Origin of the sequence: Shinella sp. H4-D48 (genome assembly GCF_022637395.1) — a bacterium.
Classification (GTDB): domain Bacteria; phylum Pseudomonadota; class Alphaproteobacteria; order Rhizobiales; family Rhizobiaceae; genus Shinella; species Shinella sedimenti.
This window is the reverse complement of the sequence record NZ_CP093338.1, coordinates 316,354-340,930: the sequence shown is the minus strand read 5'-3', so window position 1 is coordinate 340,930 and position 24,577 is coordinate 316,354. Positions and strand designations below refer to the sequence as shown.

The following is a 24,577-nucleotide window of genomic DNA, read 5'->3' as shown; positions in this document are numbered from 1 at the left end:
TTGACTTGTTATACCAGTTGGGAAATATAGGCGCACGGCGGGTTGCCGGTTGAGGACATCCGGTTGGGTCGGTCTATGCGTCCCGACCGTTCGCATTTTGGAGATTTCAATGACATCAATCGCGTTGTTCGGCGCCGGCGGCAAAATGGGCTATCGGCTCGCCAAGAACCTCAAGGGTTCGCGGTTCGATGTGCGTCATATCGAGGTGAGCGAGGCGGGCCAAAAGCGACTGTCCGACGATCTCGGCCTCGCGTGTGTATCCGCCGATCAGGGCCTCGAAGGTGCTGATGTCGTCATTCTCGCCGTTCCCGATACGGCGATCGGAAAGGTGGCTGCCGGTATCGTCGACAAGCTGAAACCGGGCACAATGGTCGTAGCCCTCGATGCGGCCGCACCCTTTGCGGGCCATCTGCCCGAGCGTGCGGATCTTACTTACTTCGTTACGCATCCTTGCCATCCGCCCATCTTCAACGACGAAACGGATCCTGCGGCGAAGCGGGACTTTTTCGGAGGCGTCGCCGCCAAGCAGCACATCGTTTCCGCGCTGATGCAGGGTCCCGAAGAGGCCTATGCGCTCGGAGAGGAGATCGCCAAGGTCATCTGGGCACCCGTCATGCGTTCGCATCGTGTCACCGTGGAGCAGATGGCGCTTCTGGAGCCTGGCCTTTCGGAAACGGTCTGTGCTTCGCTGCTCGACGTCATGCGAGAAGCAATGGATGAATGCGTGCGCCGTGGTGTGCCCAAGGAGGCCGCGCGCGACTTCCTGCTCGGCCACATGAACGTGCTTGGCGCCGTCATCTTCGAAGAGACGCCCGGCGTGTTCTCGGACGCCTGCAACAAGGCCATCGAGTTCGGCAAACCCGTGCTGATGAAGGATGACTGGAAGCGCGTGTTCGAGCCGGCGGAAATCGCGGCCAGCATCCAGCGTATCACCTAAAAAAATACGGGAGTGGCGTTGCCCTCCCGGTGTCCGGCTGTCGAGGAGTGCGGCCGGCCAAGCGGGCCGTCGGCCGGCGGAATGCCTGTTGTTGTCGCGTGATTGCGGCCTTTTGGCTGAGCGGTCCGGTTTATGGCAGGCGCAGGATTCGGTATCAGAACGATCCAAGGGAGGACTATATGAACATGAAACGTCTCGCGGCCACGGCCGTAATCTTTGCCGCTGCCGGTTTTGCCCCGGCATTGGCGCAAACCGTCGTCAATATCGGGCACGGCGTGCAGACCGGCCATCCGACGCATATCGGCCTCTTGAAGCTTGCCGAACTCGTCAAGGAGCGCACCGAAGGCAAGGTCGTCATCCAGGTCTATCCCGACCGGCAGCTCGGCGAAGAGCGCGAGATGGTTGAAGGTCTTCAGCTTGGCACGGTCGAGATGACGGTCGTCTCCACCGGCCCTGTCGTCAATTTCGTACCTGAAGCCGGCGTGCTCGACCTGCCATTCCTGTTCGAGAATTCCGCGCACGCCTACAAGGTCTTCGACGGCGATATCGGCAAGGAGCTTCTGGCGAAGTTCGACGGCGCCGATATGGTCGGCCTTGCCATATGGGAAAACGGCTGGCGTCACCTGTCCGCCAAGAAAGCCGTCGAAAAGCCAGGCGATCTTTCCGGCATGAAACTTCGCACCATGCAGAACCCGGTCCACATGCGTGCCTTTGAAGCGCTCGGCGCGTCACCCATTCCCATGGCATGGGGCGAGGTCTTTACCAGCCTCGGCCAAGGCGTCATCGACGGCCAGGAAAACCCGATCACCATCTTCTACACCAATTCGCTGTGGGAAGTGCAGAGCCATATCGCGCTGACAGGCCACGTCTACGGCCCGCACATGGTGCTGGCGAGCAAGTCCGTTTGGGAAAGCTGGCCGGAAGAGGTCCGCACCGCCGTTCTCGAAGCCCTTCCGGATGCGACAGCCTTCCAGCGCTCCGAAAGCCTTCGTCTGGAGACCGAGCAGGCCGAGCTGCTGCGCGAACGCGGCGTGAACATCGCCAAGATCGACACCACGCCGTTCCGCGAAAAGGCGCAGGCTGTCTATTCCAGCTTCGATTTCGACCCGGCCCTGCTGGAGCGCATCCGCGCCGTCGCAGCCGAATGATGCATGGCGGTGCGGCCCTTGAGGCCGCGCCGCTTTTTCCACGCCGGGAACCGCCACATGGTAGTATCGAAGCCCCGTATGGTCGCTCGCCGGATCGGTGAGGCCGCCATTATCGTCCTGTTCGGCATCATGGTCGCCTCGGCGGTCGGGCAGGTCATCAGCCGCTATGTATTCAATGCGCCGCTGACATGGTCTGAAGAACTCTCTCGCTATGTCTTCATATGGCTGTCGTTCCTGGGCGTCTGGTATGCTTGGGTCAGGCGAGAGCATCTCGGTATCGATGTCCTGCCGCAGATGCTGCCGCCGCGGCCGCGCCGCCTGCTTATGACTTTCCTCGAATTCACAGTGCTGGTGTTCGCGATCGCCAGCTTGTATTACGGCCAGCGCATCCTCGAGGTATCCATCCGCCAACCGTCCGCGGTGCTGCGCGTGCCGATGGCCTGGATCTACGTCTCCTATTATGTCGCGATGATCCTCGTCTCGCTGGAGATTCTGCTCGACTGGTTCAGCCGCTGGCGTCACCCCGTTCCGGAGACCGAAGGATGATCGCCGTCCTCGTCGTTACATTCGTCATACTCGTCGTGCTGGGTTCCCCCGTCGCCTTCGCGCTCGGCCTTTCCTCCATGGCGGCCCTTATCTGGGAGGGCATGCCGCTGACGCTGGTGGTGCAGCGCATGGTGGCCTCGATCGACAGTTTCGTCCTGCTGGCCGTGCCGTTCTTCCTGCTGACCGGCCACCTGATGGCTCAGAGCGGCATCGCCCGCGACATCATCGCCTTCGCGGAGGCGCTGCTTGGGCGTCTGCGCGGTGGGCTCGGCCACGCAAACGTCGCCACCAGCGTGTTGATGGGCGGCATGACTGGCTCTGCGGTCGCCGACACTGCGTCGAGCGGCACCGCCATCATTCCGGCGATGGTCCAGCGCGGTTACAGCGGACAGTTTTCCGCCGCCATCACCGCCTGCTCCTCGACCATCGCAGTCGTCCTGCCACCCTCCGTGCCGATGATCGTCTTCTGCGTGGTGACGGGCGCCTCGGTCAGCCGCATGTTCATCGCGGGCATCATTCCCGGTCTGCTCATGGCGCTCGGGATGATGCTGACGATCAGCCTCGTCGCCCGCCGCCAGAACCTGCCGCGTGGCGAACGGGTGGCGCTGCCCGAGATCGGGAAAGCCTTCCTGCGCAGCATCGTCGCCCTGACCCTGCCAGTGGTGATCATCGGTTCCATCCGCTTCGGCGTCGCGACGCCCACCGAGGCGTCGGCAATAGCGGTTGTCTATGCATACCTGGTGGGCCGCTACTGGTACAAGAGCCTGTCGCTGAGCGACCTTCGCCCCATCTTCCTTTCGGCGGCGTCCACCACAGGCGTGGTCATGCTGATGATCGCGGCTGCGTCGCTCTACGGTCTGATCCTGACGCGGGCGCAGGTTCCGCAGGCGGTGGCGGAAATGATCGCGCACCTGACGAGCAGTCCCTATGTGGTTCTTCTGCTCATCCTGCTCCTGTATCTCGTCGCCGGGGCGATCCTCGACCTGACGGCGAACATCATCATCCTCGTGCCGATCCTCTTCCCGGCGACGGTGGCGCTGGGGATCGACCCCATCCAGTTCGGTATGGTCACGATCATCGGCCTTGCCATCGGGCTCGTGACGCCCCCGGTGGGGATCTGCCTGTTCGTCTCTGCTTCCATTGCCAAACAGCCAGTGATGCGCGTGGCGCTTGCCTGCGTGCCCTATCTCGCGTCGATCATGGCGGTCGTGCTGGCGATCATCTTCTTCCCGGCGATCGCCACCTGGCTTCCGGGCAAGGGATAAGGCGCGCCCTCCTGCTTGCGCGATCAGCAGGATGAAGCGAAAGTCCGAAATGCCTGCTCCGCCTCGGCGGGGCAGGGCCCACGTATCGAGGAGGAGCGGCTGCATGGCGGCATATAGGGGTGCATTGATCGGCTGCGGCTTCTTCGCCGTCAACCAGATGCATGGCTGGTGGGACCTTTCCAACGTGGAGATCGTGGCGATCTGCGACCGGGATCCGGAGCGGCTGAGAATTGTCGGCGACCAGTTCGGCGTAGAACGGCGCTACCAGTCGGCAGAGAAAATGTTCGCCGATGGCGGCTTCGATTTCGTCGATATCGCGACGACCGTCGGCAGTCACCGCGCGCTCGTCGAGCTTGCCGCCGGCTACAAGGTTCCAGCGATCTGCCAGAAGCCTTTTGCGCCGACGCTGGCCGATGCCAAAGCCATGGTCGCTGCCGCGGATGCCGCCGGCATTCCGCTGATGGTCCATGAGAACTTCCGCTGGCAGACGCCGATCCTCGCGGTCAAGGCGGTGCTGGATAGCGGCGCGATCGGTGAGCCCTTCTGGGGCCGGGTCTCCTTCCGCTCAGGCTTCGACGTCTTTTCCGGCCAGCCCTATCTCGCCAAGGGCAAGCGCTTCATCATCGAAGACCTCGCCATCCATTCGCTCGACATTGCGCGCTTCCTCTTCGGGGACGCAAGCCGCATGACCGCCCGCACTCGGCGCGTCAATCCTGAGATTGCCGGTGAGGATGTGGCCACCATGCTGCTCGACCATGATAGCGGAGTGACCTCCATTGTTGATGTCAGCTATGCGACGAAGCTACCGGAAGAACCCTTTCCTGAAACCTTCGTAGAGATCGATGGAACCAGGGGCACGCTGCGTCTTGGCAAGGACTACAAGCTGACGGTCCATGGCCCTGACGGCACGGTACAAAGCGTGGTCGCGCCGAACCTGCTGCCCTGGGCGTCGCGGCCCTGGCACAACATTCAGGAAAGTGTTGCGCTCATCCAGAAGCATTGGGCCGAACGGCTGGCGGAAGGCCGCGAGCCGGATACGTCTGGGCGCGACAATCTGAAGACTTTCGCCCTCGTCGAGGCCGCCTATCTCAGCGCCGAACGCGGCGAGACCATCGTGATTGCGGATTTGCTGGCATGAGCGGCGACCTGCTCAGGCTTTACGGCACGAACGAACGCGAGCCGGACAGCCGCACGCTCGTCGCCGGCGACCTGAGCGTGGTATTGCAGGACAGCAATCTGAGGACCCTGCGGTACCGTGGCCATGAGGTGCTGCGCGGTGTGGCCTTCCTCGTTCGCGACAAGGATTGGGGTACCTGCGGGGCGGCAATCAACGATCTTGAGGTGCGGGCGACGGACGCGGGCTTCTCGGTCACCTACAAGGCTCGCTTCACCGCTCCCGACGGCGCCAATCTCGATTGTGCCATCGCTATATCGGGCGCAGCCAAGACCGTGGCATTTTCGGCCGATTGCGTCAGCGACGCGCCGTTCGAGACGGCGCGCGCCGGCTTTGTCGTGTTGCATCCCGTCGCCGGTGTCGCAGGACAACCCGTTTCGGTGCGTCACGGCGATGGTAGCGTCGAGCATGCGCATTGGCCGGAGCGGATCGAGCCCTGGCAACCCTTCATGGATATTTCGGCGATCACCCATCAGGTGGCGCGTGGCGTCTCGGCGGTGACGCAGTTCGTCGGCGACATCTTCGAGATGGAAGACCAGCGCAATTGGACGGACGGCTCCTACAAGACCTATGTGCGCCCGCTGGCGCTGCCCTGGCCTTACCGTATCGCGCCGCATGAGCCGTTCACCCAGAAGGTTCTCGTTGAAATTCAGTCGGTCGATGATGCCGGCGTCGCTAAGGACAATTCCGATGCGGTAACGTTGACGCTCTCGCGGACGGACCGCCGCTTCCCCGAGATCGGCGTCGGCCTGCGTCCGGAATGCCTTGTGGAGGAACGGTCGGCGTTCGGGGCGCTCGAGACCGTCGGCGCACGCCACCTGATCGCGCATTTCGATCCCGGTGCGGGGCATGGCCTGCCCACACTGAAGGGCTATGCCGACATTGCGGAAAAATCGGGACTGAAGGTCACCTTGGAGGTCGCCGTCGCCTGCCAGCGTTCGTTGGACGAGGAAATGTCCGAACTCGCGTCGCTGGTTCGCGAAGCGGGGTTGTCGCTCGAAAGCCTCTTCGTCTGCCCGTCGGTCGACCGCCAGTCGACGCCGCCGGGAAGCGCATGGCCGGAATGCCCGCCGCTGGAGGATGTTTACGCCGCCGCACGGACTGCCTTCCCGAATGTCCGGCTCGGTGGCGGCATGATGAGCTACTTTACCGAGCTCAACCGCAAGCGCGTGCCCGGCAACCTCATCGATTATGTGAGCCATTGCACGAACCCCATCGTGCACGCCGCCGACGATCTCTCGGTCATGCAGACGTTCGAGGCTCTGCGTTACGTGGCCGGCTCGGTCCGGGCACTCTATGGCGAGACGCCCTATCGCATCGGGCCTTCGACGATTGCGATGCGCCAGAACCCCTATGGCAGTGCGACCAAGGAGAACTCTGCCGGCAAGCGCATTCCGATGGCCAGTGTCGATCCGCGCCACAATGGTCAGTTCGGCGCGGCCTGGACGATGGCTTACGCCGCAACGGTCGCCACAACCGGGCTCGAGGTGCTGACGCTTTCGACACTCGCCGGCCCCTGCGGGTTGGTGGCAGGGGCGGGCGAGGTGATGGCTCCTGGCGAACTGCGGCCGCTTGCCCATGTCCTCGCACGCCTTGGCGCGCTGGCGGGACACAATGTGCGGTCTGTCGAAACGTCACGGCCGGATGCCGTTCTGGGGCTTGCGTCGGATAGGGTGATCCTGCTCGCCAACATCACGCCGGAACCACAGACCGTGGTGCTACCGTCTCCACCGCGCCAGGTTTCGTTGATCGGCGGCGGGGGGCTGCCGGCGGACGAACAGGTCGTCCTGCCGTCCTACGGCTGCGTAGAAGCAGTGCTCTGAGGCAATTTGTGTCCCTTCAGCGTATAGAGCGCGCGGGAACGTTCGAGATGCTTGATCATCACCTTTTCGGCCTGGTCCGCATTGCCCTTCTCGATAGCGCGGATGATCTCCTCGTGCTCGGCGAGGGTGACATTCTCACGGCCTGTCCAGATCAGCATTTCGGTGTGATAGGACTTCAGCCAGCCCAGCATCGCGCCGCTGACGGCGGCGAAGATCGGATTGCCGGAAATGCGTGCGATGCACTGGTGAAAATCCATGTCGGCCTCGATGAAGGCGTCCGCATCGCCAAAATTTGCCTTCTGCCTGTCGAGAAGGGTGCGCAGCTCAGCGATATGCTCCGGCGTCGCCTTGACGGCGGCCTCGCGGATCATGCCCCGTTCGAAGAAGATGCGGGCATTCTTCAAGTGTTCCAGCGAGTCGGAAGAACCCGAGAGCATCAGCTTGGCCGGCAGATCCACCTGCCGGATGATGGACTCCGCCGTGATGCGCAGCACCTTGGCGCGCTCCCCCTGCGAAATCTCGACCAGCCCTTTGCCGGCGAGCGCCTGCATGGCCTCGCGGATAGCCGGGCGGCCCACACCATAGCGCTCCATGAGTTCACGTTCGGAGGGCATGTCATCACCGGCCTGCAGTTCGCCGGTCTCGATCATGGCTTTAAGCCGCGCGAAGACTTCATCGGAGAGTTTCTTGCGGATGATCGGTTCGGAAACGACGTTCATGAGTCACCTGATTTTGACAGGTCTGAATATGCACCAAGTTCAATTGTCGCAACAGCTTTCGCCGCAACCGGCTTGCAATGACATGAATACTCATTATACCAGTTTTCTATACCAAACAAGCATAATGCGCCGGACCTTAAAGGAGAGCACATGATCCGTCTGACCTATCGGATAGAGACAGCAGGTTCGGTGGAGAAGATGGCGGCGAAGATTGCCAGCGACCAGTCCACCGGTACCTTTGTAGCGTTGCCCGGCGAGACGGAAGAGCTGAAGGCGCGCGTCGCGGCCCGCGTGGTTGAAATCCGTGCGCTGCCTCCGGCCGATCGACCATCGTTTCCCGACGAAGCTGGCGGCGCGACACGCTTCAACCGAGCGGATGTCGATATCGATTTCCCGCTCGATGCCGTCGGCACCGATCTTGCCGCGCTGATGACGATCGCGATCGGCGGCGTCTTCTCCATCAAAGGCATGACAGGTATCCGCATCGTCGACATGAAGCTGCCGCAAGAATTCGCGGCTGCCCATCTCGGCCCACAATTCGGTGTGCCGGGCAGTTTTGCGCTGACAGGCGTGAAAGACAGGCCGATCATCGGTACCATTGTCAAGCCGGCGCTCGGCCTTCGACCGCATGAGACCGCTGAGATGGTCGGCGAACTTATCGACGCCGGCGTCGACTTCATCAAGGACGATGAGAAATTGATGAGCCCTGCATATTCGTCGCTGGGCGATCGTGTGGCAGCGATCATGCCGAAAATCCTCGATCACGAACAGAAGACCGGCAAGAAGGTCATGTACGCCTTCGGCATAAGTCATACCGATCCCGACGAGATGATGCGCAACCACGATCTGGTTCTGGCGGCAGGCGGCAATTGCGCGGTCGTCAACATCAATTCTATCGGCTTCGGCGGCATGGCTTTTCTGCGCAAACGATCCGGGCTCGTCCTGCACGCCCATCGCAACGGCTGGGATATCCTCACGCGCCACGCGGGCCTCGGTTTCGAGTTCTCTGTCTGGCAGCAGTTCTGGCGGCTGCTCGGTGTCGACCAGTTCCAGATCAACGGCATCCGTGTAAAATATTGGGAGCCGGATGAAAGTTTCGTGCGCTCCTACAAAGCCGTCACCACTCCGCTCTTCGCGGAGAGCGACGTGGCGCTTCCGGTCATCGGCTCGGGTCAGTGGGGCGGCCAGGCGCCCGACACGATTGCCGCGACTGGTGGCTCGACCGATCTGCTTTACCTCTGCGGCGGCGGTATCGTCAGCCATCCGGGCGGACCGGGTGCCGGGGTGAAGGCCGTCAAACAGGCGTGGGAGGCTGCCGTCGCGCGCATACCGCTCGATACCTACGCCAGGGAACATTCGGAACTGGCGCAGTCCATCGAAAAATTTGCCGACGGCAAGGCGGCGTGAACATGACGCGACCTCTGATCAGCTATTACGGCGACGATTTCACGGGTTCCACCGATGTCATGGAGGCGCTGTCCTCGAACGGCGTCGAAACCGTGCTCTTCCTGAAGATGCCGGACGCCGACCTGCTCTCGCGCTTCCCCGGAGCCCGTGCCTTCGGCCTTGCCGGCACCAGCCGCAGCGAAACGCCCGAATGGATGGATGTTCACCTGGCTCAAGCATTTGCCTGGCTCAAGTCTCTGGACGCAGAGTTTTGCCATTACAAGGTCTGCTCGACCTTCGATTCCGCGCCGCAAGTCGGTAACATCGGTCGGGCTATTGAAATCGGCCGTTCAATTTTCGGCCAGGCCACTGTTCCCCTCATCGTCGGTGCGCCGCAGGTCCGCCGTTACACGGCCTTCGGTGAACTGTTCGCTGCTTATCAGGGCCGTAATTATCGTATCGACCGCCATCCGGTCATGTCTCGCCATCCCGTTACGCCGATGGGTGAGGCGAACGTGCTGCTGCATCTTGCACGACAGACCGGACTATCGTCCGCACTGGTGGATAATGTCGCGCTACTCGGTCATCCGAAGCCTGACGAAGCGGACATTCTGCTGCTCGACGTGCTCGATGCCCAGACGCAGAAGGCCGCCGGCAACCTGCTCTGGAACGGTTTGCGCGCGAAGGGCCGTTTCGTCTGTGGCTCCTCGGGCGTCGAATATGCCCTCATACCTGCGTGGCGGGATAGCGGCCTGATCGGTGCGGCTCCGGCCTTTGCCGCTGCCGGTCCGGTGGACCGCATTGCGGTCGTATCCGGCAGCGTGTCCCCGACGACGGAGCGCCAGATCCGGCATGCGCTGGCAAATGGGTTCGAAGGGGTGACGATCGATCCAATCGCGCTGTCGGCGCAAGAGAATGCGAGTGCTATCCCGGACGCTATCTCGGCCGGTCTCAAGGTGCTGGAGGGCGGCAGAAGCGTGGTGCTCTACACCGCGCTCGGACCGTCCGCCGATCGCGGCAATGAACTGGATTCCTCCGCCGGCGCGCGTCACCGGCTCGGCCGTGCACTGGGCCGCATCCAGTCCGAACTGATCAAACGCGCTGGCCTCTCGCGTGCCGTCGTCGCTGGCGGCGATACGTCGAGCCACGCGCTCGGGGAAATGGGCATCAGCGCCTTGACGCTGAAAATGCCGCTTCCGCAAACGCCGGGTTCGCCGCTGTGCAAAGCCCATGGTGGCGTTGCAGACGGCCTGGAGATCGCCCTCAAAGGCGGCCAGGTTGGGGGTGACGATTATTTCAGCATGATCAGAGCCGGTGGGACAGGTCACGCGACCTAGGCGCGGCCAGCGTCGCCTTGTTCAGGGGCGAGCATCGCGGTGCGCAAGGCTCCTTCGTCAGGTTCCTGCCCGGTGAACAAGCGGAATGCGTGGACGCCCTGGTGGAAGAACAGTTCGTAACCGGAGAGGATTTCGGCGCCAGCTGTTCGCGCGGCCGCAAGGAACTGCGTTTCGACGGGAGTGTACACCGCGTCGAATGCCCAACGGCTATGCTTGAGGTCAAGGCCATCGAACACGTTGCCGTCATGTCCGACCATGCCGATCGGGGTGGAATTGATCAGGCCATCGGAACCGTCCACAGCCTCGACGAGCGTCTCCGGCCGGCTGATGTCGAGGTTCGGAAAGTAGGCCGTCAGTGACGCCGCCAATGCGGCGGACTTGGACTGGTCGGGATCGACGAGGGCGAGGTGTGTGGCGCCGAGTTTGCCGAGCGCAAAAGCGATCGCCTTGCCGACGCCGCCAGCGCCGGCCATCGTGACGCGCCCCGGCGCCACACTGCCAAACGCGCTCACGAAGGCGCTGGCAAAGCCGCTGCTGTCCGTGTTGAAGCCGCGCGGGCCGTCCTGCTCGAAAAGGATCGTGTTGCAGGCGCCCAGAGCCCGCACTGTCGGATCATCTATCCGCACCTTGTCGATCACGGTTTCCTTGTAGGGATAGGTGATGTTGACGCCGCGAAAGCCGTCGGTCCTGCACCGCTCGAAGACCTGATCGAAGTTCATCTCGAGATCGGCCGGTATGAGAGAGGCATAGCTGACGTCCAGCCCGCACATACGCCCCGCCAGCCGGTGGAGGCGGGGTGATTGCGAGCGGGCGATGTTGTCGCCGATCAAGCCGAGCTTGACGCGTGACGGTCCGACCGGCGTCGATTTCGATGCGTGCATGTCACGCGACCTTTCCGTCTGGCGTCGCTGTCTCGTCGGAACGAAGCTCGGTGTGAACGAGATTGACCCAATAGGAGACGCCGTAGGGGATCGATGCGTCGTTAAAGTCGAAACGATCCGTATGGACGTCGTGCACGAGGCCATCAGGACCTACACCGCCCCCCATCCACATATAGGTGCCTGGCACGGTATTGGCGAAATAGGCGAAATCCTCGCCACCGGTCGACAGGGTGCGTTCACGCTCGACCTTGTCCTTGCCGAAGGTCTTTTCAGCGGCGGCAAGCGCGCTCTCGAATGCCTCGGGGTGGTTCACCAGGGGCGGTGTGCCTTCATTGATCTGGATGTCGACGCCGCAGTTGCTGGCCTTTGCGAAGAGTTCGGCCTGATCGCGCAGGCCGCTCACGATGATTTGCTGTACGTCGTCCCGGAAGTAGCGTGCGGTGCCGGAGACCAGCATTTCAGCCGGCATGACATTCGGCGAGCCCTTCGAGCCGCCCGAAATGTGTCCGATGGAAATCACGGCTGCATCGATCGCCGCGACCTTGCGGCCCACGATCGACTGGAGCCCTAGAATGAAATGCGCGACAGGGATGGTGCAATCGTCCGCCAGATGCGGAGCGGCCCCGCCATGTCCGGCCGTGCCCTTGAAGGTAACGTGGAACGACATCGATCCGGCAAGCGCAGGACCGATGCGCGAGGCGATTTCGCCAACGGGACGACCGGGCTCCGTATGCAGGCCGTAGACGGCATCGCAGGGGAAGCGGTCGAACAGGCCGTCCTTCATCATGGCCGGTGCGCCGCCGGCGCTTTCCTCCGCGGGCTGGAAGATGAAGTGCACGGTGCCGGCGAAATCCGGGTCCTGCGCGAGATAGCGGGCCGCACCGAGAAGCATGGTCGTATGGCCGTCGTGGCCGCAGGCATGCATCTTTCCCTCGACCGTCGAGGCGTAGTCGAATTCGTTGCGCTCGAAGATGTGCAGGGCGTCGATATCGGCGCGAAGGCCGATGCGGCGCTGGCCAGGGCGCGACCCCTTGAGCACGCCTACGACACCGGTCCGGCCGATGCCCTCATGGACCTCGATACCCCATTCCCTGAGCTTTTCAGCGACCAGCGCAGAGGTGCGAACTTCTTCGAAGGCCGTTTCGGGATGGGCGTGGATGTCGTGGCGCAGGGCGATCAGGTCCGGCATGTAGGCGTCGAGCTTGCTGCGATCGATGGAGGACATGGAAGGTCATTTCCTTGATTGGAGGACGACAAGGTCTTGCGCCGTGGCGAGACGGCGACAGGCATGTTTGGTTCGCGGATGCGCTTGCGGCGTGATTATCTGCGAGTTGCCGCGGAAATGTCCGGGACAGCGTCGATCAGCATGCGCGTGTAGGATTGGCGGGGATTCTTGAACAGGGCCCGGGATTCCTCCACTTCCACCAGCTTGCCGAAATGCATGACGCCGATGCGCGAGGACATGTGGCGCACGACCGCAAGGTTGTGGCTGATCAAAAGATAGGTCAGGCCGAACTGCTCTTGCAGGTCGCGCATGAGGTTGAGGATCTGCGCCTGAACCGACACATCGAGCGCCGAGGTCGGCTCGTCGCAGACGATGAACTCCGCCTTTGCCGCAAGTGCGCGGGCGATTGCGATGCGCTGGCGCTGGCCGCCGGAGAATTCGTGCGGGTATTTGCGCCCGTCGAGCGGATTGAGACCAACGACCTTCAGAAGCGCGCTCGCTTCGTGCTGCGCTTCGGCCTTCGATTTCACGATGCCGAGGGCCAGCATGGGCTCTGCGATGATGTTGGCGACGCGCCAGCGTGGATTGAGGCTGGCATAGGGATCCTGGAAGATCATCTGCATACGGCGGCGCAGCGCACGCATCTGTGCCCGGTCATGCTTGCCTGTGATCGAAACGCCGTCGATCTCGACGGTTCCGGAAGTGGCTGGCAGGAGCCCGACGACCATCTTGGCCACCGTCGACTTGCCGGAGCCGGACTCGCCGACCAGCGCGAAGGTCTCACCCTTGGCGATTGAGAAGCTGACATCGGTCGCGGCATGCACGAAGCGCTTGGGCTGGCGCTCGATGATGCGGTTCAGGAGCGGCTTCGAGACATCAAAGACCCGGTTGAGCTTCTCGACCCGGACGAATTCACTGTCGCTCATGCCGCCACCTCTTCGCGCTCGTAAAGATGGCAGGCGACCTTGTGGTCGATGCCACCAAGAAGGGCCGGTGTGCGCTGGCGGCATATGTCCATGGCGCGCTCACAACGCGGATGGAACGAACAGCCGCCCGGCAGCGCCGTCAGCGAAGGCATCGAGCCGGGAATCTGGCGAAGTCGCGGCTCCTCGTTGTCGAGCGAGGGAATGGCCCCCATAAGACCCTGCGCATAGGGATGAAGCGGTGCGCCGACGACTGGGCTGACCTTGCCGATTTCGGCGACCTTGCCGGCGTACATTACCGCCACGCGATCGGCCGTCTCGGCGATCATGCCCATGTCGTGCGTTATCAGCATGAAGGCGGTGCCGCGCGTGGAGCACAACTTGCGGATCAGCTTGATGATCTGGGCCTGAACCGAAACGTCGAGGGCTGTTGTCGGCTCATCCGCAATGACCAGTTCAGGTTCGGCACAAAGCGCGAGCGCGATGACCACCCGCTGCCGCTGTCCGCCTGAAAACTCATGCGGGTAGGAATCGATGCGCACCGTCGGGTCAGGAATACCCACCTCCTCGAGCAGTTCGATCGCGCGGGCGCGTGCCTGACGCCGGTTGAGCGGCAGATGCACCCGGATCGTCTCGGTCAGGTGATCGCCGACGGTCATCAGCGGATTGAGGCTGGTCAGCGGGTCTTGAAAGATCATGCCGATACGCCGACCGCGAATGGCTTCGATACCCGTTCGATCCAGGTTGTCGATCCGCTGGTCGCCCAGCATGATACGGCCGCCCGCGATACGGCCCGGGCGCGGTATAAGATGCATGATCGCGGCACCCGTCATCGATTTGCCCGCACCGGATTCGCCGACGACGCCGAGAACCTCGCCCTTGGCGATGGAGAAGCTGATGTCGTCGAGGGCAACGAGCGTTCCGCGGCGCGTCTCGAATTCGACGCGCAGGTTTTCAACCGAAAGAATCGTCTCGGACATGGTTCTCCTCCTCACCGCAGCCGGGGATTGAGCGCGTCGCGCAGCCAATCGCCCAGGAGATTGATGGTCAGGACCAGTGCCGCCAGCGCGATGCCGGGGAAGGCGACGATCCACCACTCGCCGGAGAACAGGAACTCCTGGCCGATCCGGATGAGCGTGCCGAGCGAAGGCTGCATCGGTGGCAGGCCGACGCCTAGATAAGACAGTGTCGCCTCCGTGATAATTGCCAGCCCGAAATTGATGGTCAGGATCACGAGGACCGGCCCCATCACATTCGGCAGAATGTGGCGCGCCATGATGGCGACGGGCGGCAGACCGAAGAGACGGGCGGCGTTCACGTAGTCCTTCTTTCGCTCCACCATGGTGGAGGATCGGATGGTACGGGCATACTGAACCCAGAAGGACAGACCGATCGAAATGATGATCACCCACGACGCGCTGCTTTCGCGCGATAGCGACGGTAGCATGCCATGCAGAAGACCATCGATCAGAAGTGCGATCAGGATGGCAGGGAAGGTGAGCTGGATATCGGCCACGCGCATGATGAACGCATCGAGGAACCCACCGAAGTAGCCGGCAAGCACGCCGAGACAGATGCCGATGGCCGCGGCAAGAAACACGCCGAGCGCGCTGATGATGATCGAGACGCGAAGGCCGTAGAGCACCGCCGACAGCATGTCTCGCCCCTGATCGTCGGTTCCTAGCAGGAAAGGCCATTGGCCATCGGCCTGCCAGACCGGCGGCAGGTTCGAGTTCATAATGTCGAGCGACAGCGGGTCGAACGGGTCCGTCGGTGCGATCCAGGGAGCCAGCAGGGACGCACCCAGGATCAGGACCAGCAGCGCTGTGGCGAACATAACCAACCGGTTGCGCTTGAAGTCGATGAAGATGTCGTTGTCGGCGATCCGCTCGCGCAGGCTCGGTTCGACCGGCTTTGTGGTATCGGAAGAGGCCTCTGCCATTAGCTTGCAGCGTCCTTGAGGCGCGGATCGATGAGATTGTAGATCAGGTCGACGATGAGATTGACCGTGACGAACAGCAGCGCGATCAACAACAGGTAGGTGGAGATGATCGGAATATCGACATTCTGCACAGCCTGCAGGAACAGGAGCCCCATGCCCGGCCACTGGAACACGGTCTCGGTGATGATCGAAAACGCGATGATCGAGCCAATCTGAAGGCCGACCACGGTGATGACGGGCACCAGCGTGTTCTTGAGGGCGTGACGGAAGTAGAGCCGTGCACGCGGCAGGCCGCGGGCGACGCCGAACTTGATGAAATCGGTACGCAGCACTTCCAGCATTTCGGACCGCACGAGGCGCATGATCAGCGTCATCTGGAAGAGCCCGAGCGTGATCGCAGGCAGAAGCAGCGACTTCCAGCCTTCGATAGTCAGGAGGCCGGTCGACCAGTTTTCCGTCACGGGGATGAGACCGTTGCGGCCGAAGGCGGGCAGCCAGCCGAGTGAGACGGAAAAGATGTAGATCAGCAGGATGCCGATCAGGAATGTCGGCAGGCTCACGCCGACCAGCGACACGCTCTGCAACAGGGAGGAAATTCGGCCGCGCGGATTGAGCGCGCTGTAGACACCAAGCACGATGCCGGCGAAAAGCGAGATCAACGCGGCGACGAAGGATAGCTCCAGCGTCGCTGAAAGCCGCTCGGCGAGAAGTTTCGTCACGGGCTGGCGGAACTGGTAGGAAACGCCAAAATCCAGCGTGACAACGCGGCCGACATAGCGGGCGAACTGCACGAGGGTCGGCTGATCGAGGCCGAGGCTTTCACGGACGGCCTGCCGCTCCGCTGATGTGGTTTCCGCGCCGACCATCTGGTTGACGGGATCGCCGGCATAGCGAAACATCACGAAGGCCAGCAGCGAGACAACCAGCATCACGGCAAGCGATTGCAAAAGCCGTCGGATGACAAGGGCAATCATTCGGTTCATCCTGTCATGCGGCGCGCAGGACTGCGTCAGGCGCCTGGTCGGGATCGGCCGGCGATCGAAAGACCGCCGGCGAAAGGCACATCACTCGCCCTTCGTGACCCAGTAGAAGCGGAAGTCGTTGTCGGCGCGCTGCACAACCTTGACCTTGTTCGAGACGCCCCACGCCAGCGACTGCTGGTGCAGCGGCAAATACGCCGTCTCCTTGTTCTGGGCGATGTCGTAGGCCTGGCGAATGAGTTCGTTGCGCTTCGCCTCGTCGGGCTCGTGCCCGATCTTGGTGATCAGCGCATCGACCTCTTCGTTGCAGTAGCCGCCGACATTCGAGCCGCCGCCATTGCCGGCATCGTCGCGGCAACGGTAGAGGTCCTGAAGAACGCCGAGGCTGCCGGAGCCGTTTGTCTGCCAGCCGAGCAGGTAGAACGAGGTGCGGTAGCCGCCGCTGGCGAAGATGCGGCCGAAATAGGTGGCCTTCGGCTCGGCGTTCAGGTTCACCTTGATGCCGATGCGCGCCAGCATGGGAACGACCGACTGGCAGATGCGCTCGTCGTTGACGTAGCGATCGTTCGGGCAATCCAGCGTGACTTCGAAGCCGTCGCCGTAGCCTGCCTCGGCCAGCAGCGCGCGGGCGGCATCCGGGTCATAGGCGGGACGCTCGAACTGGTCGGCCAGCGGGAACAGTTCCTTGGCGACGATGAGCGCCGTCGGCACGGAGGCGCCGCGCATGATGCGCTTGTGGATCGCCTCGATATCGATGGCCTGATAGACCGCACGACGCACACGGGCATCCTTGAAGGGGTTCTTGCCCTTCACCGAGGAGAACAGCAGCTCATCGCGGCGCTGGTCGAAACCGAAATAGATCGTGCGGACTTCCGGCCCCTGCAGAACCGACGCGTTGCCGCTCGCATTGATGCGGTCGACGTCCTGCAAAGGCGCCGGGTCGATCATGTCGACTTCACCCGAAAGCAGCGCCGCGACGCGCGTCGCGCCCGATGCAATCGGCGTCAACACCACTTCATCGAGATTGTGCTTCGGCGTGCCCCACCATTCCGGGTTCGGAACCCAAGTTGTGCGAACGCCCGGCTGATGCTGCTGGAGCTTGAAAGGTCCCGTGCCGTTTGCATTGAGCGAGATATAGGACGGAGCAGACGAGGCGCTGGCGACTTCAGTCGCAGCATGTTCCTCGGCCCAGGACTTGGAGACGATGTACCACGTATCCCACACGGCATGCAGAAGTGGAGAGGGCTCCGGCGTTGTTACCTCCACGGTATAGTCGTCGATCTTCTTGAACACCGCATTGGCCGGAACGCGGGTCTTGAGATCGGAGCCAGCCGAGCGGACGCGATCGGCTGAGAAGATGACGTCGTCGGCGGTGAAATCCTGGCCGCCCTGGAACTTCACGCCCTTGCGCAGATGGAATGTCCATGTGCGGGCATCCTCGGAAACATCCCAGCTCTCGGCGAGCGCCGGCACAAGCTTGAGGTTTTCGTCACGCGCCACCAGGCCTTCGTAGATGCCGCCGATCATGGCCAGCGAGAAGGTCTCGGCGAGCGCGTGCGGATCGAGCGACTTGAGGTCGCCCTGAGAAGCAAAGCGGAACGTCTCGGCCTGAGCTGCGCTTACCGTACCACCGAGAGCCGAAACCGACGTTGCAAGTGCCAGCGCCGCCGCTGTCAAAATTCTTCTGATACGCAAAGCTATCTCCCAATCGCTAATTGTCGTGATCGACGCGACGTCACCTTCATCGCATTCGCCGCCAGCCATAGAAGGAAATTCTGTTGCGAACAATTGCCGAGAGGCATATTGCATGTTGCGCAAAAGGCAACAGTTGCGCAACAGTCAACCCGGAGAAACGATGCTTGACCCCACCCGCCTGCGCTATCTGTTCTACACCGATGCTTGCGGTGGCATCCGTCAGGCGGCTGAAGAACTGAAGGTTAATCCATCGTCCATCAGCCGGCAGATCGCTATCCTGGAAGGGGAACTTCAACTTACGCTCCTGGAAAAACGTGGCCGCAAGGTGAAGGTGACGGAGACCGGCAGCGCGCTGTGCGAGTATTACCGGACGCAACGATCCGCCGACATCCAGTTGCGGGCGCGCCTCGACGAGTTTCGCAACATCAAGCGCGGCCTCATCCGCCTCTCGATGGGGGAGGGCTTCGGGGAGTGGGTGGTGAATGGGCCGCTTAGGGCCTTCCAGACGCAGTATCCCGGTATCGACCTCGATATCCGCATTCATCCGACGGACGAGACCGTCCGCGCCATTCTGGAGGATGAGGCCGATATCGGCGTGACCTACTTTGCGCCGAATGACAGGGATCTGAAGTTTCATGCCCGGTCCGACGTACCGATTTGTGTCGTCGTTCATCAGGACCATCCGCTGACGCGGCTCGGGCGTGATCCCAAGCTGACGGATGTGGTCGATTATCCCATCGGGATGCTGCATCCGGAGTTCGGCGGACGGCAGGTCACGGATCTCATTGCGCGGTCGGAGAATGTGGTACTGCGTCCGTCGCTGACGGCAAATTCCTACGCCATCGTGCGCAAGTTCGTGCTGCTCGGTGAAGGGGTTTTCCTGATGCCGTTTCGCCCATCACCGCAGCGCGAGCTTGATGACGAGCTCGTGCCGCTGCCACTCGACTATGCCTCGAAAGTCACGTCGCAAACGCAGGTGATCACGAGAAGCGAGCGCCATTTGACCAACGCGATGCGCATGCTGATCAAGTCGCTCATCGAGAGTGGCCAGTTCGGGTAAGCGAGCGCGCCGGCGGCCACTCCATGGCAAGGCGTACTTGCGTGCTTCGGTGCGGGTGCCGGCAGGATGCACCTGCATTCGATATCAGCCATCCGGTCGTCCATGAAAGGCAGACCCTTTCTTCGCACAACCTTGACAATGTGGGCGCAGATGTTCGCGGAAAATCACCGACGGACATTAATCATGCAACAGAAAAAGCTGAGCGCCCTGCCATTTGAGGGCATGTCGCCCCATCGAGCGCGGGTGCCGAACCCGCCCCATGCCATGGCCTGGCGCATCCTGACCGCCGTTTCGAGAATGCGGTGGAAACGCAGTGTTCTGCTCTGGATGCGCTTTGCAGCCAATCCGCCGCTTACCCTGGGATGGTGGCGATGGATGGCAGCCTTTGCCGCGTCACGCGGCTATCCTCTCCCGCACGACGATCTTCTGCAGAAGCCGCTGTCCAAATTTCTCGTCTACGGCCTGAGCGGTTCGCAGCGGCTCAGGCTGCTCATCGATCATTTCACGATTGCCGAGACAATCCTGTCGAGAGACAGCATGATACGGCTCTGGAGCGGCGAAACCGTCGATATGGGAGAGGTACATGGACGCAACGACACCTATTCGTGCCGTCTCGTTCTAGCCGACCGCTGCGGCGGGCGCCATGAGGGCGCCTTCGGGATCGAGCTTGTGCGGACCCGAGACAACGCGGCACTATGCACTGTCCGGTTCACATTCGTGCGTGAGAGCGAAGGGCGAGGGTACACGTTTGTGGTGGGAAGCCTGCAAGGCCCGCGCAACGCCAAGCGGCTGATGGTCGAGACCACCCGCGATCTGTACGGCCTTCGGCCGAAGGAGGCTATCCTCATGGTGTTGCAGGGACTGGTCGCAGAAGGAAATACCCGGCATTTCCGGGCCATATCGCAGGCCAAGCACCCGATCCTTTATCGGCGCTCCCGGCGGCAGTCTATGTTGCTGTCAAATATCGACGGCTTCTGGTGCGAACGCTGCGGTGAGCCGGATGATACCTATGGCTTCGTCGTTCCCTATTCGCAGATCGATAGAAGCGACCGGCGAAACGCAAGCAAATCGCAGTTCAATCGGGTTGGCGAGTTGTTCTGCTGAGGGGCCAACGCGGATTGCGTCGAGGGCCTTGCCGATCGGCTCCCACATTCAGCGCGCGCCTGCTCCATTGCTATTCGGGGCGCAAATGGATGGCGACCAGCGCGCCACCGCCCTGCCGGTTGGTAAATTCCAGATGGCCGCCATGCGCGGTCGCAATCGCCTGAACCACCGAGAGCCCCAGCCCCGTTCCGCCTGTGGCGCGCGAGCGTGACGCGTCGCCCCGCCAGAAAGGATTGACGGCTATTGCATCCATGTCTTCAGGAAAGCCTGGACCTCGGTCGAGAATACGAATGATCACGCTTTCGTCCGGCAGCCGTTCCGTTTCACACCGCAGCCATCCACCGCTTTGCGCATAGCGGCTGGCATTTTCCAGAACTGCCAGCACGGCTTGGCGGATTCGCGAGGGGTCCGCGGATATGCAGGCCGGCTGAAGCCCGGCTTCGATTTCCATCTGGCTCGCATCCAGCATAGGTTTTGCTGCCGCAAGGACGGTTTCCACGACCTCTGCCACATCGATTGGCTGCCGCTGCATCACGAGCTTCTGGCCGATCGCCAAGGAAAGAGTGCGCAAATCCTCGACGATCTTCCCCAGACCTTCCACCTGGAGGAGAAGATCGGAAATGATCTTCCGATCCATCGCGAAGACGCCGTCTACCATGCCCTGCAACGCACCCTGCAGTATCGTCAGCGGCGTACGCAGCTCGTGCGCAATGGCCATGTTGTTGAAGCGCAGTCGCTCCTCCATCCTGTCGAGGCTTGTGGCGAGAGCGTTGAAGGTCTCTACAAGGCTTGCCACCTCGCGCGTGCTGCTGGATGAAGCGGCAACCCGGGCCGAAAAATCGCCCGACGTGAGGGATGTCGCAGCGACAGTGAGATCCTCCAGAGGCCGGGCGATACGTCGCGCAAGATAGATGCCGATAACGGCGCAGACGAGAGCGGAAAGCAGGCCGCAGATCAGGACAGCGAGCTGGATCTTGAAATCTGTCGGTGCTGCCTGCTCGTTAAGATGCTCAAGCAGGGTCTTGAGCGCGTTGCTGTCGGGAACCCGGCCTTCATTGACCATCTTGTAGGCGTTCGCAGCCTCGGGTGGCAGCGCGTCGGCCATGCTGTCCTCGAGATAGGTCGAATACCAGGTCACCCCCAAATAGGCGATGCTCACGCTGAGCAAGAGCATCGTCGTAATCACGGTCGCGGTGAGCGTGGCAAGCGACAGGGTCGGGAATCTGGGCATCTTCATTGGGGATCAAAGAACCGGTAGCCGACGCCACGCACGGCAGGGAAGAAACCGGTCTGACCCAGCTCTTCAAGCTTGCGTCGAAGGTTGGAAATGTGTGTGTCCACGGTACGCACGAGCGCATCGCTTTCCGGCAGGCAGGCATCAAGGATATCCGCGCGCGCAAAGGCCTGGTTCGGATGGCGGATCATATGGGCGAGGATGCGGAACTCGCTGAGCGTCAGGGACATCGGGCTGCGCTTTCCGTCGCGGTTGACGACAACGGAGTAGCTGGAAAAATCGACTTCTATTTCGCGGAACCGGCGGACGGAATCCCGTCGCTCCCCAAGCGTCCGGCGCAGCACGGCTTTCACCCGCGCGACGACTTCCTGCGGGTTGAAGGGCTTAACGACATAGTCGTCTGCACCGAGATGCAGGCCGCTCAATCGGTCGAGGTCATCGGCAAGCGCCGTCACCATGATGACAGGCGTCGAACTGGTTTGCCGAAGGCGGGCGAGCACGCCAAGTCCGTCCAATTTCGGGATGCGAACATCCAGAAGCACGATGTCCGGCTTCAGGAGCGTATGGTGCTGAAGGGCAGTTTCGCCATCGGCGGCCTGCACGGTCCTGAAGCCATCACGCAAGAGATACCCTTCGAGAATTCTTGCAATCGCCGGCTCATCCTCAACGATGAGAACAAGATTATTATCCACTGTGATGCCTTGCTGCCTTGTCTTTACTCGCGGCTTTGCCGCGCAACGACTATCGGCGAGATGATCGGCTTGCGCAATTCCAAACGGCCTCTCGACGGACGGATAACCGATTCCGGACGGGCCCTTGATCCTCTCTTGGCCGTTTCTTGATAATCGCGCTCCAAGTTGCCGTCGTTCCAGAGCGCGCGGCGTCCTTCCAGTCGCTTGCGACCGCTCTATCCATCAAAATCGCGCATCCGGCGGCACGGCAATCGAAAGAGATTTGCGGGTCGCGGCTGTCGCCTTGTTGAAAGATCGACATGCAAAAAGCTGTATCGAGCGACCTGCTTAAATTTTCCATCCAACAGCCGTCCACCGCCGACAAAGCGCTGACCGTTCTGGGGACGTCGATCATCTGCGTCAGCTTTTTCTTCATGATCTTTCCCATGGTTGATCTTGCAGTGTCACAATGGTTCGCCCGGGATCAGGTCTTCGTTCTGGCAGAGCAGCCGTTCCTGCAGGCCGTGCGGCGGATCGGCCGAGACGGTCAGATCTATCTCATCGGCGCGATGCTGCTATTGATGGGCCTGCAGGCGTTCGGGCCGAAACGCTACGAATTCGGCCAGCCCCACAAGCCGCTGTTCGTGCTTCTGAGCTTTGCGGTTGGGCCATTCATCGTCGTCCATGTCCTGAAATTCCTGATTGGACGCGTGCGCCCTCGCGACCTGTACGAGTTCGGCGGAAGCGCCGACTTTACGCCGGTCTGGCAATTTTCCGCCGCGTGCAGCCGCAGTTGTTCCTTCCCGTCTGGCGAGTCGTCTGCGGCCGCGGCAGCCCTTTCCCTTCTGGTTTTCGTCCCGGCAAGGCTGAGAGGGATCGCGGCTCTGGCAATGGTGCCGTTCATATTGATGATCGCATTCAACCGCGTTCTGTTCGGCGCGCATTTCTTGTCCGACATCATGCTTGGCTGGCTTTTCACCATGTTCGCCATGGTGCTGATCTGGCGATGGATGGAGCCCCGCTCAGACGCCATTTGCCGGTTCATCACGAGGGCGCGGCGATGAGGCGCAAACTGTTGGGCGAGGCGATCATGTCCGAAGAAATGAGCACGACGCTTGGTGTAGTCGGCATCCATGATTTGATGAAGCTTTTGCCGCATCGTTATCCCTTTCTGCTCATCGACAGGATTATCGACATCGATGCCGACAATTCAGCTATCGGCATCAAGAACGTCACGGCAAACGAGCCGCATTTCGTGGGTCATTTTCCCGAGCGCCCGGTCATGCCGGGCGTTCTGATCGTTGAAGCGATGTGCCAGACGGCAGGGGCCATATGCGCCCGCAAACAGGTAGGCGTCGGCCATCTCGTCTATCTCATGACGATCGATAAAGCCCGGTTTCGAAAACCCGTCGAACCCGGTGATCGGCTTGAAATTCATGTCTGCAAGCGCCACCGGAGGCACAATGTCTGGAAGTTTCATTGCGAAGCCAAAGTCGACGGTGCTGTTGTCGCTGAGGCAGATGTTTGCGCGATGCTCGTAATCGAGGAAAATGAATATATCTGACTGTTATCGCTATAAAATTTTGGCGAAGCGGATTGCCGCTGCCCGCATTCGGAACCTTACTGCGCGCTGACCACGGTTGCTGGTGCGGGCAAGAGGCGCTCGCGGATGTGGGCGATGAACCGGTGGCCGTAGCCGGGCAGGGGAACCGAGGAGGGCCAGATCGCCGACATTTCGAAATCGAGTGGCTTGCCGCGGTGCAGAATATCGTGGGCGACCAGGCCTTCGACTGCGCCCGTGCCCATATGCGGTACGATGGCGACGCCGCCGCTGCTTCGGGCAATAGCCAGCAGGGTATGCGGCGATCCCGATTCGAGCGCCGGCTGCGCGAGGCAGCTCTCCGCCTGGCAGGCCGTTTCGAAGAGTTCGCGCGTGAAATGCCGGCGATTGAGAAGAAGAAGCGGCTTGGAGCAGAGCTGCGCGAGCGTGACCGTGTCCGGCTCGGCGGTGAAGGCCGAGCGGATGCAAAAGGCGCGCACGCGCATCGCGCCAAGGTCAACGCGGCTGAAGCGGTCCGGCCGCGCAAAGTGGCGGGCATTGATCGCCAAGTGCAATTCGTTTTCATCGAGACGGCGGGCAAGCTCGGCGCCGCCGCCTTCCTCCAGCCTGATGTCGATGTTGGGGTTGTCCTGCTTCCAGGCCGGCAGCACCTCGCTCATATGCCGCTCGATCATCTGCGAGCAGGCGCCTATCCGCAGGATGCCGTATTCTCCCTCGCGCATTTCCGAAACAGCGTCGTGCAGGCGCTTGCTTGCTGCCAGAACGGCCTGCGCGTCGCCGAGGAGTCGGTCGCCATGCACGGATAGGCGTAGATTTCGGCCGCTGCGCTGAAACAGCGTCAAGCCCAACTCCTGCTCAAGCCTCTGGATCTGTCGCGACAAAGCCGGCTGGGTGAGGTTCAGCCGTTCCGCCGCTGAGGTGACGCTGCCGAGCTGTGCGGTCGTCACAAAACTCTTCAAGAGCCGC

General features: G+C 61.8%; 22 protein-coding genes and 1 pseudogene. 12 read left to right on the top strand and 11 right to left on the bottom strand.

The features are described from left to right. Positions 1 to 109: 109 nt before the first annotated feature. From MNR02_RS18600 to MNR02_RS18575, 6 genes are all read left to right on the top strand, one after another. On the top strand, positions 110 to 937 hold the full coding sequence (locus MNR02_RS18600) for a phosphogluconate dehydrogenase C-terminal domain-containing protein (RefSeq protein ID WP_241949462.1): 828 nt from the start codon (positions 110 to 112) through the stop codon (positions 935 to 937). Positions 938 to 1,116: 179 nt separating this feature from the next. Beyond that, the gene (locus MNR02_RS18595) at positions 1,117 to 2,085 is read left to right on the top strand and encodes a TRAP transporter substrate-binding protein (RefSeq protein ID WP_241949461.1); all 969 of its coding nucleotides are present in this window, start codon (positions 1,117 to 1,119) and stop codon (positions 2,083 to 2,085) included. Positions 2,086 to 2,142: 57 nt separating this feature from the next. Next, the gene (locus MNR02_RS18590; protein WP_241949460.1) at positions 2,143 to 2,631 is read left to right on the top strand and encodes a TRAP transporter small permease; all 489 of its coding nucleotides are present in this window, start codon (positions 2,143 to 2,145) and stop codon (positions 2,629 to 2,631) included. Further along, positions 2,628 to 3,896 (top strand): TRAP transporter large permease, encoded by a 1,269-nt coding sequence (locus MNR02_RS18585; protein ID WP_241601428.1) that lies wholly within the window; start codon positions 2,628 to 2,630, stop codon positions 3,894 to 3,896. The genes MNR02_RS18590 and MNR02_RS18585 overlap by 4 nt, the downstream gene beginning before the upstream one ends. 103 nt (positions 3,897 to 3,999) lie before the next feature. After that, positions 4,000 to 5,034 carry a Gfo/Idh/MocA family protein gene (locus MNR02_RS18580; protein WP_241949459.1) on the top strand — a complete coding sequence of 345 codons (1,035 nt, stop codon included), beginning with the start codon at positions 4,000 to 4,002 and terminating at the stop codon, positions 5,032 to 5,034. Further along, positions 5,031 to 6,893, top strand: coding sequence for a hypothetical protein (locus MNR02_RS18575; RefSeq protein WP_241949458.1), 1,863 nt, complete (start codon positions 5,031 to 5,033; stop codon positions 6,891 to 6,893). Before MNR02_RS18580 ends, MNR02_RS18575 begins: the two co-directional genes overlap by 4 nt. Here the strand turns inward: MNR02_RS18575 and MNR02_RS18570 are convergent. Beyond that, positions 6,866 to 7,612 carry a transcriptional regulator NanR gene (locus MNR02_RS18570; RefSeq protein ID WP_241949457.1) on the bottom strand — a complete coding sequence of 249 codons (747 nt, stop codon included), beginning with the start codon at positions 7,610 to 7,612 and terminating at the stop codon, positions 6,866 to 6,868. The two genes, MNR02_RS18575 and MNR02_RS18570, sit on opposite strands and share 28 nt — an antisense overlap. A 150-nt stretch (positions 7,613 to 7,762) precedes the next feature. Here MNR02_RS18570 and oiaX point away from each other — a divergent pair, with 150 nt between their 5' ends. Together oiaX and MNR02_RS18560 are read left to right on the top strand one after the other, a co-directional pair. After that, a complete protein-coding gene (oiaX, locus tag MNR02_RS18565) occupies positions 7,763 to 9,019 on the top strand; it encodes a 3-oxo-isoapionate-4-phosphate decarboxylase OiaX (RefSeq protein WP_241949456.1) in 1,257 nt (418 codons plus the stop codon). 2 nt (positions 9,020 to 9,021) lie between these two features. After that, positions 9,022 to 10,335 carry a four-carbon acid sugar kinase family protein gene (locus MNR02_RS18560; RefSeq protein WP_241949455.1) on the top strand — a complete coding sequence of 438 codons (1,314 nt, stop codon included), beginning with the start codon at positions 9,022 to 9,024 and terminating at the stop codon, positions 10,333 to 10,335. On the opposite strand, the gene MNR02_RS18555 is transcribed toward MNR02_RS18560, so the two are convergent. From MNR02_RS18555 to MNR02_RS18525, 7 genes and pseudogenes are all read right to left on the bottom strand, one after another. Continuing rightward, the gene (locus MNR02_RS18555; RefSeq protein ID WP_241949454.1) at positions 10,332 to 11,216 is read right to left on the bottom strand and encodes a shikimate dehydrogenase; all 885 of its coding nucleotides are present in this window, start codon (positions 11,214 to 11,216) and stop codon (positions 10,332 to 10,334) included. The genes MNR02_RS18560 and MNR02_RS18555 overlap by 4 nt on opposite strands. A 1-nt stretch (position 11,217) precedes the next feature. Beyond that, positions 11,218 to 12,441 carry an amidohydrolase gene (locus MNR02_RS18550; protein WP_241949453.1) on the bottom strand — a complete coding sequence of 408 codons (1,224 nt, stop codon included), beginning with the start codon at positions 12,439 to 12,441 and terminating at the stop codon, positions 11,218 to 11,220. Between the two features lie 98 nt (positions 12,442 to 12,539). Next, a pseudogene (locus tag MNR02_RS18545) lies at positions 12,540 to 13,367 on the bottom strand (ATP-binding cassette domain-containing protein); the annotation flags it as partial. Further along, a complete protein-coding gene (locus MNR02_RS18540) occupies positions 13,364 to 14,344 on the bottom strand; it encodes an ABC transporter ATP-binding protein (protein ID WP_241949452.1) in 981 nt (326 codons plus the stop codon). The pseudogene MNR02_RS18545 and the gene MNR02_RS18540, both read right to left, overlap by 4 nt. 11 nt (positions 14,345 to 14,355) lie before the next feature. Continuing rightward, entirely contained in the window at positions 14,356 to 15,306 is a 951-nt protein-coding gene (locus tag MNR02_RS18535; RefSeq protein ID WP_241601419.1) for an ABC transporter permease, read from the bottom strand. Beyond that, the gene (locus MNR02_RS18530) at positions 15,306 to 16,280 is read right to left on the bottom strand and encodes an ABC transporter permease (RefSeq protein ID WP_241601418.1); all 975 of its coding nucleotides are present in this window, start codon (positions 16,278 to 16,280) and stop codon (positions 15,306 to 15,308) included. Before MNR02_RS18530 ends, MNR02_RS18535 begins: the two co-directional genes overlap by 1 nt. 90 nt (positions 16,281 to 16,370) lie before the next feature. After that, on the bottom strand, positions 16,371 to 17,981 hold the full coding sequence (locus MNR02_RS18525) for an ABC transporter substrate-binding protein (RefSeq protein ID WP_371746772.1): 1,611 nt from the start codon (positions 17,979 to 17,981) through the stop codon (positions 16,371 to 16,373). A gap of 160 nt (positions 17,982 to 18,141) precedes the next feature. Here MNR02_RS18525 and MNR02_RS18520 point away from each other — a divergent pair, with 160 nt between their 5' ends. After that, a complete protein-coding gene (locus MNR02_RS18520) occupies positions 18,142 to 19,041 on the top strand; it encodes a LysR family transcriptional regulator (protein WP_241601417.1) in 900 nt (299 codons plus the stop codon). 150 nt (positions 19,042 to 19,191) lie between these two features. Continuing rightward, complete coding sequence (locus MNR02_RS18515; protein ID WP_241949451.1) at positions 19,192 to 20,145, top strand: DUF535 family protein; 954 nt, start codon at positions 19,192 to 19,194, stop codon at positions 20,143 to 20,145. A 70-nt stretch (positions 20,146 to 20,215) separates the two neighbouring features. On the opposite strand, the gene MNR02_RS18510 is transcribed toward MNR02_RS18515, so the two are convergent. Both MNR02_RS18510 and MNR02_RS18505 read right to left on the bottom strand, forming a co-directional pair. Continuing rightward, positions 20,216 to 21,382 (bottom strand): ATP-binding protein, encoded by a 1,167-nt coding sequence (locus MNR02_RS18510; protein WP_241949450.1) that lies wholly within the window; start codon positions 21,380 to 21,382, stop codon positions 20,216 to 20,218. Next, a complete protein-coding gene (locus MNR02_RS18505; protein WP_241949449.1) occupies positions 21,379 to 22,071 on the bottom strand; it encodes a response regulator in 693 nt (230 codons plus the stop codon). Before MNR02_RS18505 ends, MNR02_RS18510 begins: the two co-directional genes overlap by 4 nt. Positions 22,072 to 22,370: 299 nt before the next feature. Between MNR02_RS18505 and MNR02_RS18500 the strand changes: the two genes are divergently transcribed. Further along, entirely contained in the window at positions 22,371 to 23,114 is a 744-nt protein-coding gene (locus tag MNR02_RS18500; RefSeq protein ID WP_241949448.1) for a phosphatase PAP2 family protein, read from the top strand. A 26-nt stretch (positions 23,115 to 23,140) separates the two neighbouring features. After that, positions 23,141 to 23,614: a 3-hydroxyacyl-ACP dehydratase FabZ gene (gene fabZ, locus MNR02_RS18495; protein WP_241949447.1), complete on the top strand. Its 474-nt coding sequence runs from the start codon at positions 23,141 to 23,143 to the stop codon at positions 23,612 to 23,614. A 56-nt stretch (positions 23,615 to 23,670) separates the two neighbouring features. On the opposite strand, the gene MNR02_RS18490 is transcribed toward fabZ, so the two are convergent. Further along, positions 23,671 to 24,558 carry a LysR family transcriptional regulator gene (locus MNR02_RS18490; protein ID WP_241949446.1) on the bottom strand — a complete coding sequence of 296 codons (888 nt, stop codon included), beginning with the start codon at positions 24,556 to 24,558 and terminating at the stop codon, positions 23,671 to 23,673. Between the last annotated feature and the right edge of the window lie 19 nt (positions 24,559 to 24,577).

What these genes read in the sequence shown, in the direction of transcription:
- MNR02_RS18600 (WP_241949462.1), top strand. Translation starts at nt 110, where the DNA reads ATGACATCAATCGCGTTGTTCGGCGCCGGCGGCAAAATGGGCTATCGG.
- MNR02_RS18595 (WP_241949461.1), top strand. Translation starts at nt 1,117, where the DNA reads ATGAACATGAAACGTCTCGCGGCCACGGCCGTAATCTTTGCCGCTGCC.
- MNR02_RS18590 (WP_241949460.1), top strand. Translation starts at nt 2,143, where the DNA reads ATGGTAGTATCGAAGCCCCGTATGGTCGCTCGCCGGATCGGTGAGGCC.
- MNR02_RS18585 (WP_241601428.1), top strand. Translation starts at nt 2,628, where the DNA reads ATGATCGCCGTCCTCGTCGTTACATTCGTCATACTCGTCGTGCTGGGT.
- MNR02_RS18580 (WP_241949459.1), top strand. Translation starts at nt 4,000, where the DNA reads ATGGCGGCATATAGGGGTGCATTGATCGGCTGCGGCTTCTTCGCCGTC.
- MNR02_RS18575 (WP_241949458.1), top strand. Translation starts at nt 5,031, where the DNA reads ATGAGCGGCGACCTGCTCAGGCTTTACGGCACGAACGAACGCGAGCCG.
- MNR02_RS18570 (WP_241949457.1), bottom strand. Translation starts at nt 7,612, where the DNA reads ATGAACGTCGTTTCCGAACCGATCATCCGCAAGAAACTCTCCGATGAA.
- oiaX (WP_241949456.1), top strand. Translation starts at nt 7,763, where the DNA reads ATGATCCGTCTGACCTATCGGATAGAGACAGCAGGTTCGGTGGAGAAG.
- MNR02_RS18560 (WP_241949455.1), top strand. Translation starts at nt 9,022, where the DNA reads ATGACGCGACCTCTGATCAGCTATTACGGCGACGATTTCACGGGTTCC.
- MNR02_RS18555 (WP_241949454.1), bottom strand. Translation starts at nt 11,216, where the DNA reads ATGCACGCATCGAAATCGACGCCGGTCGGACCGTCACGCGTCAAGCTC.
- MNR02_RS18550 (WP_241949453.1), bottom strand. Translation starts at nt 12,441, where the DNA reads ATGTCCTCCATCGATCGCAGCAAGCTCGACGCCTACATGCCGGACCTG.
- MNR02_RS18540 (WP_241949452.1), bottom strand. Translation starts at nt 14,344, where the DNA reads ATGTCCGAGACGATTCTTTCGGTTGAAAACCTGCGCGTCGAATTCGAG.
- MNR02_RS18535 (WP_241601419.1), bottom strand. Translation starts at nt 15,306, where the DNA reads ATGGCAGAGGCCTCTTCCGATACCACAAAGCCGGTCGAACCGAGCCTG.
- MNR02_RS18530 (WP_241601418.1), bottom strand. Translation starts at nt 16,280, where the DNA reads ATGATTGCCCTTGTCATCCGACGGCTTTTGCAATCGCTTGCCGTGATG.
- MNR02_RS18520 (WP_241601417.1), top strand. Translation starts at nt 18,142, where the DNA reads ATGCTTGACCCCACCCGCCTGCGCTATCTGTTCTACACCGATGCTTGC.
- MNR02_RS18515 (WP_241949451.1), top strand. Translation starts at nt 19,192, where the DNA reads ATGTTCGCGGAAAATCACCGACGGACATTAATCATGCAACAGAAAAAG.
- MNR02_RS18510 (WP_241949450.1), bottom strand. Translation starts at nt 21,382, where the DNA reads ATGAAGATGCCCAGATTCCCGACCCTGTCGCTTGCCACGCTCACCGCG.
- MNR02_RS18500 (WP_241949448.1), top strand. Translation starts at nt 22,371, where the DNA reads ATGCAAAAAGCTGTATCGAGCGACCTGCTTAAATTTTCCATCCAACAG.
- fabZ (WP_241949447.1), top strand. Translation starts at nt 23,141, where the DNA reads ATGTCCGAAGAAATGAGCACGACGCTTGGTGTAGTCGGCATCCATGAT.